Source organism: Comamonas testosteroni ATCC 11996 (assembly GCF_000241525.1).
GTDB lineage: Bacteria > Pseudomonadota > Gammaproteobacteria > Burkholderiales > Burkholderiaceae_C > Comamonas > Comamonas testosteroni.
In genome coordinates this window covers 83,261-100,129 of record NZ_AHIL01000029.1, presented here as the reverse complement: position 1 = coordinate 100,129, position 16,869 = coordinate 83,261, and the positions used below count along the sequence as shown (strand labels likewise).

Genomic DNA, 16,869 nt, shown 5'->3' with positions numbered 1-16,869 from the left:
GTTGAGCAAGGTTTGTCGGATGCTTTGCGTCAGATCCTTTATCCATTCATCGGAGGTGTGCATGGCAAGTGAACAAAAGATCAAAGGACCCGCGTCCTACTTCCCTTCAATCGAGAAGGCCTATGGAAAGCCGATCGCGCACTGGCTCAAGATCCTCGATGAGCTGCACGATAAAAAACATATGGAGCAGGTCGCACATCTCAAGCTCGAGCACGGCATCGGTCATGGACATGCGAACGCGCTTGTTGCATACCATAGGGCACAGCCCGGCGCTTGTTAGATGATTCAGGCCGATGCCGCTTCATTGGCGTGTCGTATGGCCATGCAGTGCATATATCGAAAACCGGGCTTCCAGCCCTGTCTGCCGTTACTTTGGGTGCCCATCTGGACTGCACGCGCCTGATGCGGACTGAGTACCGCTGCCGTCTGCATGGCATGAGATTTCCATATCCATCTGAGCAATGAAATTCAAGAAGGTTCTGCGTGAAGCGTTGCGGTTCTGGCCATCACGGATAGCGATTTCCGATGGGAAGCTCGTGGCTGGTGGCGGAGGTCTGTTTCCGCAACTGTCCGGACAGCTGGAGGTTTCACAAGCTCATGCCCAGGCTTGGAGTGAGGCGCATCAGTTGATGGTCTGGGCGCTCTTCTGCGCCTTGCACAAAGATGCGGTCACGAGCTTCAAAGCGGGCCGAGGCTGGATTGCAAAATCGGATCTCGATATGAGGTATCTGCGCCAGAAGTACCAGGAGAGCCTGTTCGCCAGCGGCAGTCACTACCCACGTCAGATGCTGCGCGCATATAGGCGTGAACTAGAGACCCGGTCGGGATCCAGGCAGTCTCTCAAGCAGGTTCACATCGGCAAGCTGTCGCTTGTGGCTCGGCTTGAGCATTGAGTCCCCGGTTCTGGTCGGCTCAGGCGGCGGCTCATGGCCGCTTGCGCCACGGCAGGCGGAGTGGATGGGCTAAAGCTGGATGAGCTCGACCGCATCGTTGAACCGAAGCGCCTCATCAAGAAGGCTTTGCAACGCTACGGCCGCGACAGTGCGATCCGCTAGGTGGTCGATGAAATAGAAACCGTCCGGCTCTATCGCGTAGTTGTAGACCTCGCCCAGCACTTCTGGATTGCTCGGATTTGGCAACCTTCTAAGCAGCGCAGTGGGGTCGTAATTGTCTGGTACGACACATTTGATTTTGTACTCTCGTCCCATGTCTTCCGATCCGTCTTCAGTCAGAGCTTGTCCTGCCTGAGCTTACTCCACGGCGAACTTCAAACATGGCTTGCCTCGAACCCGCGATCTGACCGGTAGCTCCGTATCGCTACGGGCTCGGTTTCAAACCTGCGGACCCTTCACCAGCGTGTACGCTAGCCCCATGTCCGACACTCCTCAAAACTCCCGCAAACCGCAGATTCCCGATGACTGGCCGCAGCCTTTGCCGCAGAGTCAGGATGCGCTCGATCAGTTCATCGATGCCCTGCTGCTGGAGGACGGGCTTTCGCGAAATACCTTGTCCGCTTACCGGCGCGACCTGACGGCGACTGCGCGCTGGCTGGCGCGGCTGCAGCCGCCCAAGGCGCTGGATGCTGCGCTGGAAGCCGATCTGCAGGGCTATTTCACGGCCCGTGTGGAGGGTACAAAGGCCACATCCTCTAACCGTAGGCTGACGGTATTGCGTCGCTACTTTCACTGGGCGCTGCGTGAAAAGCGCATCGCTGCCGATCCCACGGTGCGCATGCTGGCAGCCAAGCAGCCGCCGCGCATGCCCAAGACCCTGACCCAGGAGCAGGTAGAGGCCCTGCTCGATGCGCCAGATGTGGACACTGCACTGGGTCTGCGCGATCGCGCCATGCTGGAGCTCATGTATGCCAGCGGTCTGCGCGTCAGCGAACTGGTGAGCGTGCGCATGCATGAGCTGGACTTGCGCTCGGGCGTGCTGCGCGTGACCGGCAAGGGGCGCAAGGAGCGGCTGGTACCGTTCGGCCAGGAGGCGCAGCACTGGCTGGAGCGCTATCTGAAGCATGCGCGTGCCGCGATTCTGGGAGGACAGCAGACCGAGGAAGTGTTCGTGACCCAGCGCGGCGCGGGCATGAGTCGCGTGATGTTCTGGGTCATCGTCAAGAAATGCGCGCAGATTGCTGGTGTGAACTCGCCGCTGTCGCCACATACGCTGCGCCATGCGTTTGCCACCCATTTGCTCAATCATGGCGCCGATCTGCGCGTGGTGCAGATGCTGCTGGGGCATGCCGATATCTCCACCACCACCATCTACACCCATGTGGCGCGCGAGCGGCTCAAGGCCCTGCATGCTGAGCATCACCCGCGAGGCTGAGGAGGTCTAGGCAGCCGGGCTGCCCAACTGCAGGTGGTAGAGCCCCCAGACGGCGGCGGCAAAGCGTTGCTTGACGGGCAACTGGCTGAGCTCCGGAATCTGATGGGCTGCAAAAATGGCCCAGAGCGGGCCCACGCCGCCCATGGCCAACGGCACGCCGTCCAGCTGGGTGGCGATCAGCATGCGCCAGCGCACGGCCTGGGCCAGCGGTATCTGGCTGCGGTAGCCGTCTATGCCCTGCAAGGTCAGTTGCAGGCCGCGCGCCATGGCCTGGCCTACATCCACGCCGGCGGCCTGCAGCACCTGCTCCAGCAGCGGGCCTTGCAGGCTGTGCTCGGCTTCGTCGTATTCAAGCGTGGTCCTGAGCGTCTGCTGCTCCAGGCTGTTGAGCGCATCCATGCCGCAGGACCAGGCTGCATCGAACAGATAGCCATAGATGATCAGCATGCGGTCCGCCACGGCCTGCGGCTTACCGCGATTGGCCTGCACACCGGGGCCGCTGATGGTAAGCACTGCGGGTTGCAGACCATCGAGCACGCAGGTGCGGGAGGCCTTGCGCGTGGTCGTGGCCCCGGCGGGCAGGGCCATGGCGCCCAGTGCAGCGCCCGCAGCACCGCCTTGCAGCAGCATGGCGCGACGCGATAGAGATTGTTTTTCTGCCATGGGGCGCTTTCTTTGTGGAGATTGCTGCAGTCTAGCGGCAAGCCTTGAGGGCGTCATTGCGATACGTCGATGAAGGCGCTGGCCGACTGGAGTGTTGGTCTATTTGAGTGTTTGAAGTTTTATTTTGATGTTTTCTGTCCAATGAATTGACGAATCGTCGTTCAAATCAACCTGGGAATTCACTTTGGTCAAAAATGCAGGTCTTGATTTTTGGATTTCGAGTGATGACTAACTTTCTGCGTCGCAGCATGCTGACCTGTGCCCTGGCAGCCGTGCTGCCTGCCACCTTGTCCCTGAATGTCCAGGCGGCCGACAAAGCCGACGCGGCTGGCTGGCCCAGCCGTCCCATTCGTCTGGTGGTGTCTTACCCTGCCGGCGGTGTGAGCGATGTGGTGGCCCGTGCGCTGGGTGAAAAGCTGTCGCAGTCGCTGGGTCAGTCGGTGGTGATCGACAACAAGGCCGGCGCGGGTGGCGCGATTGGCCTGGACCAGGTCGCCAAGTCCAACCCCGATGGCTATACGCTGGGCTTTTCGTCCATCAGCCCGCTGACGCTGAGCCCCCATCTGGGCAAGCCGCTGTTCGACCCGCACAAGGATATCGTTCCCGTGGTCAGCGTGATGTACTCGCCCGTGCTGCTGCTGGGCACGACCCGCCTGACTGCCAAGAGCTTTCCCGAGCTGATGACCCAGGCCAAGGCCCACCCCGGCGATGTGCGCTGGGCCACGGCCGGTCTGGCGTCGCTGGGCCACATCATGCTCGAGCAGATTGCCGACCAGGGCAAGGTTCAGATCACCCATGTGCCCTACAAGGGCGGCGGCCAGCAGCTCAATGACGGCCTGAGTGCACAGTTCGAGGTGTTGTCCACGAATGCCGGCCCCGCCGTGATGCAGCACATCAAGGCCGGCAAGTTCAAGGCCCTGGCCGTGGGTGCTCCGGCGCGTCTGGATTCGCTGCCCCAGGTGCCTACGCTGGCCGAGCTGGGTTACAAGAACGCCAACACCACATCGGTCTTCGGCATCTTTGCTCCCGCCGGTGTGCCTGCCCCCGTGCTGGCTCGCCTCAATGCCGAGGTGAACAAGGCGCTGGCGCTACCCGAGATCCGTCAGCGTCTGGAAGCCACGGACAATGTGCCTACCGGCGGCAAGGCTGCGGACTTCGCCAGGCAGATCGAGGCCGAGTCCAGGTCCAACGCCCAGATCATCAAGGCTGCAGGCATCCAGACCAACTGATCGGGACTGTCTCGCATGAAAAAAGGGCTTGCGGTCACATCGGCCGCAAGCCCTTTTTTCGCTGTGCGCAGCAAGCGCACTGACTTCTCGCGAAGCGGATTGGTTCAGATCACACTTCGCTGGCCAGGTTGTCTGCCCAGCTCAGTGCCTGCAGGTGAGCCCAGTTGACCTGGTGGTTGGACAGCTGCAGCGCATTGGCAGCGCGGGCAAAAGCCGCTTCGTCGCCCGACTCGCAGGCGCGCGTCAGATCCAGGAAGGGCGCAAAAACGCCTTGGTTGTGTACCAGTGCATCGACCACGGACTGGGGCAGCGCCACGGATTCAAGGGCCTTGGCCATGGGCAGGCCCAGCATCACATCGAGCAGCGAGAAAACGCCCACGACGAAAGCGTGGTCGCATTCCTCGGGCGGCAGCAGCTCGGCGGTCAGCAGCTCCATCAGGCGGCCGCGCACCACGGCCGTCTGGCCCACAGCCGGCGGTGTGCCGCCGGCGCGTGAGGTGGTCAGCAGCAGGGCCGCCCAGCGGAACAGCTTCTTGAGTCCCAGAATCATCACTGCATGGCGGAAGGAGGTGATCTCGCAGGACAGACCAAAGCCCGAGCTGTTGATGAAGCGCAGCAGGTTGAAGGACAGCGTGGGGTCCTTCTTGAGCAGCTCTTCGATCTCCTCCGTGCTGGCCTGCTGGCGCACCAGGTTGATGAGCTGGATGATGGTGGTCTGGGTGGGGCGAATGGTACGCGCCTGCACAAGCTGGGGCTGGGCGAACCAGTAGCCCTGGAACAGTTTCACGCCAAGGCTCCGCATATGCTCGAACTGCTCGGCCGTTTCAACCTTCTCGGCCACGATCTGGGCGCGTGTGTAGGTCTGGGCAAACTTCACCAGCTTTTCGGCATGCTCGATGCCGAAGCTCTGCATGTCCAGCTTGACGAAGGAGGCCATGGGCAGCCATGACGCATAGTTGCGGCGCAGCAGGTTCTGGTCAAAAGCCAGACGAAAGCCACGCTGGCGCAGGGTCGCAAATGTGGGCAGGCAGGCTTCGATGTTTTCCTGGGTGGCATCGGCGGGCAGGGCCGGGACCTCCAGTACCACGCGGTCGGGGTGAATCAGCTCCAGGTGGCCGCCGCTCAGGCTGTCATGGGTGCAGTTGATGAAAACCGTCTTTTTGCCCACCAGCGCTTCGGCACCGGCATAGGACAGGGCATTGAACAGCAGCGCCGCGTCAGATGCAGCGGTGTGTGCGTTATGTGCAACCGAGCGGTCAAACAGCTCGTAGCCATACACATCCCGTTTTTCATCGACGATTGCCTGGCGCGCAATGCTGGCCATATTGGCCTCGTCCTTGTCTGCAACGGGGCTGGCGGTCGGCGAAGAAGAGTTGGTGTCAGAGGTATCCATGTAGTTATCGCTTGGGTGTGGGGCAAAAGCGCTGTCAGTCGGACAGACACTCCGTCCATCTCAGAGCCTGCAGATGAGCGTGATTGATGTCCCCGTGCTCCAGCTCCAGGCTGCAGGCGCTGCGATCGAATTGTTCCTGGTCATGACTCTCGCAGGCCTTGGTGAGCATCAGCAGCTCGCCCAGAATGCCTTCATGATGCAGCAGCGCGGCAGAGACCGACTCGGACACCGGTATCAGCGCCAGCGCTGCAGGCAAAGGCATGCCCAGCATGCGGTCCAGCATGGAGAACATGCCGCAGATAAAGGCCAGATCGGCGTCGGTTTCCGTCAGCGAGTGCTTGGCCAGCAGCTCCATCAGACGACCGCGAATCACGGCGGTCTGGCCCACGGCTGGTGGCGGGCCGCCTTCACGGGCCGCCGTCAGCAGCATGGCCGCCCAGCGGAACAGCTTGTTCAGGCCGAGCAGCATCACGGCCTGCTTGAACGAGGTGATCTTGCGATGGGCGCCAAAGCTGGCCGAATTGATGAGGCGCAGCAGGTTGAAGGCCAGGGCGGCGTCCTTCTTGAGAACTTCCTCGATCGCATCGGTGCTGGCCTGCTCGCGCACCAGCGTCAGCAACTGGATGATGCTTTGCTGCGTCGGGGTCAGAAGGCGGGTCTGCATCACCGTGGGGCGGGCAAACCAGAAACCCTGGAAAAGCTCGATGCCCAGGCGCTGCCCCAGCTCATGCTGGTGGGCACTTTCGACTTTTTCGGCAATCAGCTCGGCGCGGGTGTGGCGGTTGGCAAACTTGACCAGCACCGTGAGCTGGTCCGGTGCCAGCGTGGAAAGATCGAGCTTGATGTAGTCGGCCAGCGGCAGCCAGGCCGAATACACAGACTCCAGCACCGTGTGGTTGAAGGCCAGATGAAAGCCCTGGTCCTTGAGTGCCAGCAGCGTGGGCAGGCGGGCTGCCACCTCATGCACGGCGGCATGGCCCAGAGGGGGGATCTCCAGCACTACCTTGTCGGCCGGCAGCAGTTCCAGGTGCTCGCCGGTCAGGCCTTCGTGAGTGCAATTCACGAACATGAGCTTGGTGCCGACCAGATCTTCCTCTCCTGCATGCGTGAGGGCCGCAAAGATCAGCGTCGCGTCTGAGGCCATGGTGTGACCATAAGGCGAGCGCGAGCGGTTGAACAGCTCGTAACCAATGATTTGCTGCAGCCCGTTGACGATGGGCTGGCGTGCAATCATGCCTTTGGACAGGTTGCGCGGCGAGGCGAATGCCGTGTCCTCTATGGTTTGTTCACTCATTGCTGCATGACGTCTGTGTGAGAAATGGTTGGCTGTGCCGGTTATTGTAAGAACGAGCCGATCATAGTGTCAGCTTCGTGCGTTCAGATCGTTTGTGCCAACAACTTCGGCTCGCAGGCCTTGCTTGCCGATGGTTCTTGATTCGAGTCAAGAAAAAATACCTAGATCTGTTGCAGCCAGGCGATCTCGGTTGCGGTGAAGCCTGCGGCTCGGCGTGCCTTCTCATTGAAGGGCGGGCGCAGGCGTGGCGCTTCATGGCGCTTTGTCAGCTCCAGGTACAACGACTCGGGCTCCAGGCTGTTCTTCTCGCACAGCCAGCGATACCAGTGGTTGCCTATGGCCACATGGCCCACTTCTTCGCGCAGGATGATGTCCAGAATGTCGCAGGCCGCCAGCGCATCGGGCGCATGGGTGTTGCGCAGCTTGTTCTGGATTTGCGGCGTGGCGTCCAGGCCGCGCGCCTCCAGCGTTCTTGGAACCAGAGCCATGCGGGCCACGATGTCGCCTGCCGTTTTTTCACACATGGTCCACAGTCCCTGGTGGGCCGGGTGGTCGCCATAGTCCTGTCCATGGTGCTGGCGCAGGTGGTCGCGCAGCAGGCGGAAATGCTTGGCTTCCTCGGCGGCCACCTGCAGCCAGTCGTGGTAGTACTGCCCGGGCATGCCGTCGAAGCGCCAGACGGCGTCCAGTGCGAGGTTGATGGCATTGAACTCGATATGCGCAATGGCATGGATGAGCACGGCCCGGCCTTCGAGGGTGGCAGGCGAGCGGCGCGCCACGGCTGTGTGGTGCTTGAGCTCGGGCCGGGTCGGTCGGCCGGGAAGCTCGGATTCGGGGATGTGCAGTGTCGGTGCTGTTTCTGCTATCGAATAGAGAGCTTTTTGTGCATGCAAATCAATGGCTGCAGCAGCTTTTTCCTCTGGGTCTGTAAGGCACAAGACCTCTAGCGCGCGATGACGTAACTCCATCCCTACAATTCTAGGTTCTATAAAGAGGCAACCCACAGGGAGACAAGCAGATGGCAATTTACGAACTCGACGGCGTTGCGCCGCAGATCGACGAGACCGCCTGGGTGGCCGACAGCGCCGAGGTCATGGGCCGCGTCAAGCTGGACAAGGACGCCAGCGTCTGGTTCGGAGTCGTCATCCGCGGGGACACCGAAAACATCAGCATCGGCGCGGGCTCCAACATCCAGGATGCCAGCGTGCTGCATGCCGATTTCGGCAAGCCGCTGACGGTGGGTTGCAATGTGACGGTTGGCCACCAAGTAATGCTGCATGGCTGCTCGATTGGCGATGGCTCGCTTATCGGCATCGGTGCTGTGGTGCTCAACGGCGCCAGGATAGGCAGGAACTGCCTGGTGGGCGCAGGCTCGCTGGTGACCGAGGGCAAGGAATTCCCCGACGGCTCCATGATCCTCGGCAGCCCCGCCAAGGTCGTGCGCCAGCTCTCGCCCGAGCAGATCGAAGGTCTGCGCCAGAGCGCCAGGAACTATGTTGAAAATGCTCGCCGCTTCAAGCGCGGCTTGCGCAAGCTGGGCTGAGGGCCCAGCTTTTTACCGGAATCGATTAGCGTGTCTGAACTGCATAAATTCATTTTTGACGGCCTGCCCGTGCGTGGTGCCATTGTTCGCCTGACTGACTCCTGGCAGGAAATCCTGCAGCGCCGTGCCGGCAACAAGGATACCGGCGCCTACCCCGAGGCCGTCAGCACCTTGCTCGGCGAGATGACGGCGGCTGGCGTGCTCATGCAGTCCAACATCAAGTTCAATGGCGCGCTGGTGTTTCAGGTCATGGGTGACGGCCCGGTCAAACTGGCCGTGGCAGAAGTGCAGTCGGATCTGAGCCTGCGTGCCACGGCAACGCTGGTGGGAGAGGCCAATCTGCCCCTGCGCGGCCAGCTGGCCCCGCTGGCGGAGCTGGTCAATGCCCATGGCGCGGGCCGCTGCGCCGTCACGCTGGATCCCAAGGACCGCCAGCCCGGCCAGAACCCCTATCAGGGCGTGGTGCCGCTCAACGATGGAGCCGGCGGTCGCTTCGAGCGCCTGTCGGATGCGCTGCAGTTCTACATGATGCAGTCCGAGCAGCTCGACACCGTGATGGTGCTTGCCGCCAATGACCAGATCGCTGCCGGCCTGATGCTGCAGCGCATGCCTGTGAAGGGCGAGGCGAATCTGGCTGCAGCCACCGAAAGCGGCGAGGCCGAGCACGATGCCCAGGGCCTGAACGAGGAATACAACCGCGTTGCCACGCTGGCCTCCAGCCTGACGCAGCAAGAGCTGCTGACGCTGGATGTGGAGACCATTTTGCGGCGCCTGTTCTGGGAGGAGAAGCTGCTGCGCTTTGCTCCTCAGGCCGACGAGCAGGCCCCGCGTTTCGCCTGCACCTGCAGCCGTGACCGAGTGGCCGCCATGCTGACGTCGCTGGGCGAGGAGGAGGTTGACTCCATCGTGGCCGAGCGCGGCAAGATCGAAGTGGGCTGCGACTTCTGCGGTCAGCAATACCAGTTCGACGCCATCGATGCGGCGCGTCTGTTCACCGAAGTGCAAAAGCAGCCGCCCAGCTCCAGCTCGGTGCAGTAACTGGGCATTGTGCTTGCGGCTATTGATCTGTGATTGTGGTGGAGACACCCAGCAAGGGCTCAGGTCGGGGCAGCGCAGCTGTCTTTCAGCTCAGAAGAGATAGGTGATAGGGCGCGAGGCGCCTCAAGGGGCGCTTTTCAAGGCCTCGAACAGCGCCAGTTCGCACTCGGGGTCGCCGCATTGCTCGCAGGCTTTGCGGCGTATTTTCTGGCTGGAACTCCAGGGGTTCTGGCTTGAAATCCAGTCCCAGTCTGCGGCCGGTTCTATGAATTTCAAAGAGGCAGCCAGTTGCTGCCATTGGGCAGAAGGTCTGCCGTACAGCATCACATAGCTCTGCGAGCGTGCTTGCAGCAGCGCACGCCATCGGCTGATCTGCTCAGCGATGGCGAGGTCCGGGTCGGCATCGCGCCAGTCCTGGCCCAGCACATAGACCAGGGCGTCGGCCGGCCATTCGTCGCCGGCTGCAGGTGCACTGCATTGCCAGGGCGTGGCATGACCCGCATCCAGGCGGGCCTGCAACAGGCCATGCGCCATGCCGCGTGCCAGGGCATGAGGTGCACCCAGCAGCACCAGAGTGGGTGCAGGAACAGCAAAGCCAGCTCGGGGCTGGCTTTGAGGCAGAGCGGGCGCCGGCTCAGCGCTTGGAAACCTGAATATAGATTTCATTGGGTTTGACCATGCCCAGCTCGTAACGGGCCTTTTCTTCCACGGTGGACAGGCCGTCCTTGAGGTCGTTGACCTCGGACTGCAGTCTGTCGTTTTCCGATTTTTCGAGGGCGTTGGCCGCGTACTGATCATTGATCTGCTGCTGCAGCTCGTGCACATAGGCCATGCTGCCATTGCCCAGCCAGAGCTGGGCATGAATGGCGGTCAGCAAGACCAGTAAAGTGACGCAGACGACGCGGTTGACCATAGAAAAGGTGGCTTAAAAGTAGCTTGTTAGCAAGAGACACCGGGCAAGGGCCGCCCCGCAGCAAGGGTGTCGTCCCCCCTAAAGGGGGAAGGTGCGAAGCGGCTCAGGGGGGGCTCTTGTTTAGCGCAGGTTGTAGAAGGCAGCGCGGCCGGGGTACTCGGCGACATCGCCCAGATCTTCCTCGATGCGCAGCAGCTGGTTGTACTTGGCGATACGGTCGGAGCGGCTCATGGAGCCGGTCTTGATTTGACCAGCATTCAGGCCCACGGCGATGTCGGCAATGGTGCTGTCTTCGGTTTCGCCAGAGCGGTGCGAGATCACGGCGGTGTAGCCGGCGCGCTTGGCCATCTCGATGGCGGCGAAGGTCTCGGTCAGGGTGCCGATCTGGTTGATCTTGATCAGGATCGAGTTGGCGATGCGCTTTTCGATGCCTTCCTTGAGGATCTTGGTGTTGGTCACGAACAGGTCGTCACCCACCAGCTGAACCTTGGCGCCCAGGCGCTCGGTCAGGATCTTCCAGCCATCCCAGTCGCCTTCGTGCATGCCGTCTTCGATGGAGATGATGGGGTACTTGTCGCACCAGCCGGCCAGCATGTCGGTCCACTGGGTCGAAGTCAGTGTCATATTGCCTTCGCCGGCCAGCACGTACATGCCGTCCTTGTAGAACTCGGATGCTGCGCAGTCCAGGCCCAGGGCGATCTGCTCGCCGGGCTTGTAGCCGGCCTTTTCGATGGCTTCGATGATCAGCTGGATCGCGGCTTCGTGGTTTTCCACGGAGGGTGCGAAACCGCCTTCGTCGCCCACGGCGGTGGACATGCCATTGTGGTGGATGATGGCCTTCAGCGCGTGGAAGACTTCGGCGCCCCAGCGCACGGCTTCACGGAATGTGGGGGCACCCACGGGGATGATCATGAACTCTTGCAGGTCCAGCGAGTTGTTCGCGTGGGCGCCGCCGTTGATCACGTTCATCATGGGCACGGGCAGCTGCACGCCGCCCATGCCGCCGAAGTAGCGGTACAGGGGCAGGCCGGCTTCTTCGGCAGCGGCGCGGGCCACGGCCATGGAGACAGCCAGCATGGCGTTGGCGCCCAGGCGGCTCTTGTTGTCGGTGCCGTCCAGGTCGATCAGGGTCTTGTCCAGGAAAGCCTGCTCGGAAGCATCCAGGCCCAGCACGGCTTCGGAGATTTCGGTGTTGATGTGCTCAACAGCCTTCAGGACACCCTTGCCCAGGTAACGGCTCTTGTCGCCATCACGCAGTTCAATGGCTTCGCGCGAGCCGGTGGATGCGCCCGAGGGCACGGCGGCACGGCCCATCACGCCGGATTCCAGCAGCACGTCGCACTCAACGGTGGGGTTGCCGCGGCTGTCCAGCACTTCGCGGCCTACGATGTCAACAATGGCACTCATTGCATTTCCTTTGGGTTTCTGAAATCGGTACGTGCAGGCTGACTTCTTTCATGAAATCACGCCCAAGCGCTTGTGCATTAAGCGCAAGCTGCTATCAAAATTGTGAAGCCGACTCTTCTCCACATGCTGCGCGCGCGCCGTGCACGCGACGAGTATGGAAGAGGCTGCGGCGGCTATTGTGCACAAATTTGGTGGGCCGCTTTTGCCTTGACGTGTTGCAGCAGTCGAATTTCTTGCGCAAGACGTTTCTGTGCAAGCATTCGGACACAAAAGCGGATACAAAAAAGGCATGACGCCACGCTTTATCGTGTCGGTCATGCCGGGGGGCATCATCTGCTCAGGCGCCGGTGCCCGTCCTGGGGCGGCCGGGGCGTATGGACGTGCAGGCCTGCTGCAAGGCCGTCATGTCGCTGCTGATGCGCTGTGTATGCATGCTCAGGCCTGGAAGTGGTCTTCCAGGAAGCCGTTGCGTTTGGTCACATCGTCCAGCGCCACCAGGGTTTCGAGCAGTGCCTTCATGTGCTTGAGCGGCACGGCATTGGGGCCGTCCGACAGGGCGTTGCAGGGATCGGGGTGGGTTTCCATGAACAGGCCTGCCACGCCCACGGCCACGGCCGCACGCGAGAGCACGGGCACCATCTCGCGCATGCCGCCGCTGGATGTGCCGTTGCCGCCGGGCAGCTGCACGCTGTGGGTGGCGTCGAACACGACAGGGGCGCCGGTCTCGCGCATGATGGCCAGCGAGCGCATGTCGCTGACCAGGTTGTTGTAGCCAAAGCTGGCGCCGCGTTCGCAGGCCGTGAAGCTGTCTGCGGGCAGGCCCGCTTCCACCGCTGCAGCACGGGCCTTGTCGATGACATTCTTCATGTCATGCGGGGCCAGGAACTGGCCCTTCTTGATGTTCACGGGCTTGCCCGACTGGGCCACGGCGCGGATGAAGTCCGTCTGGCGGCACAGGAAGGCGGGGGTCTGCAGCATGTCGACGACAGACGCCACGTAAGGCACTTCGGCTTCGGTGTGCACATCGGTGAGGATGGGCACGTTCAATTCCTTCTTCACCTTGGCGAGGATCTCCAGGCCTTTTTCCATGCCGGGGCCGCGAAAGCTGGTGCCCGAGGAGCGGTTGGCCTTGTCGAAGCTGCTCTTGAAGATGAAGTGGATGCCCAGAGAGGCAGTAATTTCCTTGAGTTGCCCGGCCACGTCCATCTGCAGCTGTTCGGATTCGACCACGCAAGGGCCGGCGATCAGAAAGAAGCGCTTGTCCAGACCAATATCAAAGCCGCAGAGTTTCATGGTGGGTTCCTTTTTGCACGCCGCGCATGCTTCAAAAACTGAAGCTGCCAGCGCTCTACATTGAATGGTTTCAACATCATTTGATGCTGAAGTCATTGATTTTCAAGCGCTGGCAGCTCCTATTTCAGGATTGATTCCGAAGGAAGGGAATCAGGCCTTCTTGCCCGACTGGGCCTTGTTGTCCATGGCCGCCTTGATGAAGGCGTTGAACAGCGGGTGACCATCCCAGGGGGTGGACTTGAACTCGGGGTGGAACTGCACACCGATGTACCAGGGGTGGACCTTGGCGGGCAGCTCGACGATTTCGGTCAGCTGTTCGCGCTGGGTCAGGGCCGAGATCACCAGGCCGGCTTCGCGCAGCTGGTCCAGATACTGGGTGTTGGCTTCATAGCGGTGGCGGTGACGCTCGGTCACCACGTCACCGTAGATGCTGTGCGCCAGCGTGCCCTTTTGCACGTCGGAAGACTGTGCGCCCAGACGCATGGTGCCGCCCAGGTCGGAGTTCTCGTCACGGGTCTTGATCGTGCCGTCCGCATCCTTCCACTCGGTGATCAGGGCGATCACGGGGTTGGGGGTGGCCGAATCGAACTCGGTGGAGTTGGCGCCAGCGAGGCCTGCCACATGGCGGGCGTACTCGATGGTGGCGACCTGCATGCCCAGGCAGATGCCCAGGTAGGGCACCTTGTTCTCGCGGGCAAACTTGGCCGTAGAGATCTTGCCTTCCACGCCGCGCGAGCCGAAGCCGCCGGGCACCAGAATGCCGTCGTAGTCCTTGAGCAGCTTGGTGGCATCCGCGTCGTGGATGGTTTCCGAGTCCACATGCGTGATCTTCACGCGAACATGGTTGCGCATGCCGGCGTGCTTGAGCGCTTCGTTGACCGACTTGTAGGCGTCGGACAGTTCCACGTACTTGCCCACCATGGCAATCTTGACTTCGCCCTGGGGATGCTCGGTCTCATAGACCAGATCGTCCCAGCGCTTGAGATTGGTGGGAGGCGTGTTCAGGCGCAGCTTGTCGCAGATCAGGCCGTCCAGACCCTGCTCGTGCAGCATGCGCGGCACCTTGTAGATGGTGTCCACGTCCCACATGGAGATCACACCCCACTCGGGCACATTGGTGAAGAGGGAGATCTTGCTCTTTTCCTCTTCAGGCACCTGGTGCTTGGCGCGGCACAGCAGCGCATCGGGCTGGATGCCGATTTCGCGCAGCTTCTGCACGGTGTGCTGGGTGGGCTTGGTCTTGAGCTCGCCGGCCGTCTCGATGAACGGCAGGTAGGTCAGGTGCACAAAGGCGGAGTTGTTGGGGCCGAGCTTGAGCGCCAGCTGACGCGCAGCTTCCAGGAAGGGCAGGGACTCGATGTCGCCCACGGTGCCGCCGACTTCGCAGATGGCCACATCCACTTCGTGGTCGGTGCCCAGGCCCGCGCCGCGCTTGATGTATTCCTGAATTTCGTTGGTGACATGGGGGATGACCTGCACGGTCTTGCCCAGATAGTCGCCACGGCGTTCCTTTTCCAGCACGGACTGATAGATGCGGCCCGTGGTGAAGTTGTTGCTCTGACGCATGCGCGTTTCGATGAAACGCTCATAGTGGCCCAGGTCCAGATCGGTCTCGGCTCCGTCATCGGTCACAAACACTTCACCGTGCTGGAAGGGCGACATGGTGCCCGGGTCCACGTTGATGTAGGGATCGAGCTTGATGAGGGTGACTTTGAGACCGCGCGACTCGAGGATCGCTGCAAGGGAGGCTGAGGCGATTCCCTTACCGAGGGAAGACACCACACCGCCGGTGACGAAGACGAACTTGGTCATGTCTTTTTTTGGTGGTGGTAAAACAGGATTATAGGTTCGCCACGAATTTCGGCGTGGCGTACAGGGATGCTTGTGCGGCGGCAAAGCCGCTCAGGTCTGATAAATTGCGCAGCATGAATGACGTGTTCGCAGGCAAACATCTGGTGCTGGGTCTCTCCGGAGGCGTGGCTTGTTACAAATCGGCCATGCTGTGCCGCTTGCTGGTCCAGGCCGGTGCCACGGTGCAAGTGGTCATGACGGAGGCTGCCGAGCAGTTCATGACGGCCGTCACCATGCAGGCGCTTTCTGGGCGCGCAGTCTACACCTCCCAGTGGGATGTGCGCGAACCCAACAACATGCCCCACATCAATCTGAGCCGGGACGCCGATGCCATCCTCATCGCGCCCTGCAGCGCGGACTTCATCGCGCGCCTGGTGCAGGGTCGCTCGGACGAGTTGCTCAGCCTGATGTGCCTGGCCCGCCCCATGGAGAGCGTCCCCCTGCTGCTGGCCCCGGCCATGAACCGCGAGATGTGGGCCCACCCCGCGACCCAGCGCAATCTGGCTCAGGTGCAAGCCGACGGTGCCCAGGTGCTGGGCGTGGGCAACGGCAGCCAGGCCTGCGGCGAGACTGGCGATGGCCGCATGCTGGAGCCCGAGGAAATCATGGAGGAGCTGGCGGCGCACTTCACGGCCAAGAGCCTGCAGGGCCAGCATCTGCTGGTGACGGCAGGCCCGACCTTCGAGGCGATCGATCCGGTGCGCGGCATCACCAACCTGTCCAGTGGCAAGATGGGCTTCGCGATTGCCCGTGCAGCGCGCGAGGCCGGTGCCCAGGTCACGCTGGTGGCCGGCCCGGTGCATCTGCCCACGCCGCGCGGAGTGACCCGTGTCGACGTGCAGTCGGCGCGCCAGATGCAGACTGCCGTGCAGTCCCTGGTGGCGGGGGCCTCGATCTTCATTGCCACGGCCGCTGTTGCCGACTGGCGTCCGGCCGAGTTTTCCGATCAGAAGATCAAGAAGGATGGCTCGGGCGATGTACCGGCCATGGATTTTGTCGAGAACCCCGACATTCTTGCCGGCGTGGCCCAGTCCGATCAGGCCCGGTCCGGCAAGCTGTATTGCGTGGGCTTTGCTGCCGAAAGTCATGATCTGCTCAAGCACGCCAGTGCCAAGCGCCTGCGCAAGAGCGTGCCGCTGCTGGTGGGCAATATCGGCCCCGCCACCTTCGGCAAGGACGACAATGCCCTGCTGCTGATCGACGATCAGGGCTCCAAGGAGCTGCCCCATGCCAGCAAGGACGTGCTGGCGCGCCAGCTGGTCGATGAAATTGCGCAGCGCCTGAGCGCCAAGCGTCCCTGACCCGTGATCCCAGGAGTCCGAACATGAATCTCTCCAGCTATGAAGGCCCGCGCAATGGCGACTATGTGGCGTATGTGGATCAGCTGATGCGAGCCAGTCCCGAGTACCGCCGCACGCTGCGCAGCATCGACGGAGCGATTCAGACCGCGGTCGTCACGCCCGGCTCGCAAGCCGCCTCACCCATGTCGCAGCTGCGCAGCACCTTGCAGAAGGCGCGCGACATGGCCGAGCAGGCGCAGCAGGTGCAGGGAGCGCGAACCACGGCGGCCGGTCAAGCGGCCCAGCGCACGGCCGCTGCACGGCGCCCCAATACGGCCGTGACCAAGCAGGAGGCGCAGCAGCGCTTCAAGGCCATGGAGCGCGAGATCGAGGGACAGAAGGCCCAGAACGGTCGCAAGCCCTGGGTGTCTCCGGGCTCGCTGGCGCTGATCGTGGGCGGGATGATCCTCTCCCAGTTCATCCAGGGCTTTGGCGTGCTGCTCGCCATCATGGGCCTGATGTCGCTGGTGGGCGGTGTGCTCAAGCGCCTGCAAGGCCGCTGACAGGCGCCAGGCGCCGACGCTTGCCCTGCACAGGGCACAATGGCGCCCTTCAGGAAAACCGCTGGCGGCTGCAC

18 protein-coding genes are annotated in these 16,869 nt (G+C 62.1%); 8 read left to right on the top strand and 10 right to left on the bottom strand.

What is annotated here, in order from left to right; all coding sequences use genetic code 11:
• Positions 1–61: 61 nt before the first annotated feature.
• Together CTATCC11996_RS25030 and CTATCC11996_RS11970 are read left to right on the top strand one after the other, a co-directional pair.
• Positions 62–280 carry a DUF4287 domain-containing protein gene (locus CTATCC11996_RS25030; protein WP_080569867.1) on the top strand — a complete coding sequence of 73 codons (219 nt, stop codon included), beginning with the start codon at positions 62–64 and terminating at the stop codon, positions 278–280.
• Between the two features lie 181 nt (positions 281–461).
• Positions 462–893 carry a hypothetical protein gene (locus CTATCC11996_RS11970; RefSeq protein WP_003076404.1) on the top strand — a complete coding sequence of 144 codons (432 nt, stop codon included), beginning with the start codon at positions 462–464 and terminating at the stop codon, positions 891–893.
• Positions 894–962: 69 nt separating this feature from the next.
• On the opposite strand, the gene CTATCC11996_RS11965 is transcribed toward CTATCC11996_RS11970, so the two are convergent.
• Positions 963–1,208, bottom strand: a complete 246-nt coding sequence (locus tag CTATCC11996_RS11965) for a hypothetical protein (protein ID WP_003076402.1) — start codon at positions 1,206–1,208, stop codon at positions 963–965.
• A gap of 163 nt (positions 1,209–1,371) precedes the next feature.
• Here CTATCC11996_RS11965 and xerD point away from each other — a divergent pair, with 163 nt between their 5' ends.
• Positions 1,372–2,328 (top strand): site-specific tyrosine recombinase XerD, encoded by a 957-nt coding sequence (xerD, locus tag CTATCC11996_RS11960; RefSeq protein WP_003076399.1) that lies wholly within the window; start codon positions 1,372–1,374, stop codon positions 2,326–2,328.
• A 6-nt stretch (positions 2,329–2,334) separates the two neighbouring features.
• Here xerD and CTATCC11996_RS11955 read toward each other — a convergent pair whose 3' ends face one another.
• Positions 2,335–2,991 (bottom strand): molybdopterin-dependent oxidoreductase, encoded by a 657-nt coding sequence (locus tag CTATCC11996_RS11955; RefSeq protein WP_003076397.1) that lies wholly within the window; start codon positions 2,989–2,991, stop codon positions 2,335–2,337.
• 224 nt (positions 2,992–3,215) lie between these two features.
• On the opposite strand from CTATCC11996_RS11955, the gene CTATCC11996_RS11950 reads away from it, so the two are divergent.
• Complete coding sequence (locus tag CTATCC11996_RS11950; protein WP_003076395.1) at positions 3,216–4,220, top strand: Bug family tripartite tricarboxylate transporter substrate binding protein; 1,005 nt, start codon at positions 3,216–3,218, stop codon at positions 4,218–4,220.
• 109 nt (positions 4,221–4,329) lie between these two features.
• Here the strand turns inward: CTATCC11996_RS11950 and CTATCC11996_RS11945 are convergent, their stop codons facing one another.
• From CTATCC11996_RS11945 to CTATCC11996_RS11935, 3 genes are all read right to left on the bottom strand, one after another.
• Complete coding sequence (locus CTATCC11996_RS11945; protein WP_003076394.1) at positions 4,330–5,613, bottom strand: EAL and HDOD domain-containing protein; 1,284 nt, start codon at positions 5,611–5,613, stop codon at positions 4,330–4,332.
• 34 nt (positions 5,614–5,647) lie between these two features.
• A complete protein-coding gene (locus CTATCC11996_RS11940; RefSeq protein ID WP_003076393.1) occupies positions 5,648–6,907 on the bottom strand; it encodes an EAL and HDOD domain-containing protein in 1,260 nt (419 codons plus the stop codon).
• Positions 6,908–7,068: 161 nt separating this feature from the next.
• Positions 7,069–7,875: a ferritin-like domain-containing protein gene (locus CTATCC11996_RS11935; protein WP_003076390.1), complete on the bottom strand. Its 807-nt coding sequence runs from the start codon at positions 7,873–7,875 to the stop codon at positions 7,069–7,071.
• 50 nt (positions 7,876–7,925) lie between these two features.
• Here CTATCC11996_RS11935 and CTATCC11996_RS11930 point away from each other — a divergent pair, with 50 nt between their 5' ends.
• Entirely contained in the window at positions 7,926–8,450 is a 525-nt protein-coding gene (locus CTATCC11996_RS11930) for a gamma carbonic anhydrase family protein (protein WP_003076388.1), read from the top strand.
• Positions 8,451–8,480: 30 nt separating this feature from the next.
• Entirely contained in the window at positions 8,481–9,488 is a 1,008-nt protein-coding gene (hslO, locus tag CTATCC11996_RS11925; RefSeq protein WP_003076386.1) for an Hsp33 family molecular chaperone HslO, read from the top strand.
• A gap of 123 nt (positions 9,489–9,611) precedes the next feature.
• On the opposite strand, the gene CTATCC11996_RS11920 is transcribed toward hslO, so the two are convergent.
• The 5 genes from CTATCC11996_RS11920 to CTATCC11996_RS11900 form a co-directional block, all read right to left on the bottom strand.
• Positions 9,612–10,058, bottom strand: coding sequence for a hypothetical protein (locus CTATCC11996_RS11920; protein ID WP_003076385.1), 447 nt, complete (start codon positions 10,056–10,058; stop codon positions 9,612–9,614).
• A 64-nt stretch (positions 10,059–10,122) separates the two neighbouring features.
• Positions 10,123–10,401 (bottom strand): septum formation initiator family protein, encoded by a 279-nt coding sequence (locus CTATCC11996_RS11915; protein ID WP_003076383.1) that lies wholly within the window; start codon positions 10,399–10,401, stop codon positions 10,123–10,125.
• 120 nt (positions 10,402–10,521) lie between these two features.
• Positions 10,522–11,808 (bottom strand): phosphopyruvate hydratase, encoded by a 1,287-nt coding sequence (gene eno / locus CTATCC11996_RS11910; protein ID WP_003057720.1) that lies wholly within the window; start codon positions 11,806–11,808, stop codon positions 10,522–10,524.
• Positions 11,809–12,243: 435 nt separating this feature from the next.
• On the bottom strand, positions 12,244–13,101 hold the full coding sequence (gene kdsA / locus CTATCC11996_RS11905; RefSeq protein WP_003076380.1) for a 3-deoxy-8-phosphooctulonate synthase: 858 nt from the start codon (positions 13,099–13,101) through the stop codon (positions 12,244–12,246).
• Positions 13,102–13,251: 150 nt separating this feature from the next.
• On the bottom strand, positions 13,252–14,913 hold the full coding sequence (locus CTATCC11996_RS11900) for a CTP synthase (protein ID WP_003076376.1): 1,662 nt from the start codon (positions 14,911–14,913) through the stop codon (positions 13,252–13,254).
• 113 nt (positions 14,914–15,026) lie between these two features.
• On the opposite strand from CTATCC11996_RS11900, the gene coaBC reads away from it, so the two are divergent.
• Positions 15,027–16,253 (top strand): bifunctional phosphopantothenoylcysteine decarboxylase/phosphopantothenate--cysteine ligase CoaBC, encoded by a 1,227-nt coding sequence (gene coaBC / locus CTATCC11996_RS11895; protein ID WP_003076374.1) that lies wholly within the window; start codon positions 15,027–15,029, stop codon positions 16,251–16,253.
• A gap of 23 nt (positions 16,254–16,276) precedes the next feature.
• Entirely contained in the window at positions 16,277–16,795 is a 519-nt protein-coding gene (locus CTATCC11996_RS11890; RefSeq protein ID WP_003076372.1) for a hypothetical protein, read from the top strand.
• Positions 16,796–16,869: the final 74 nt, after the last annotated feature.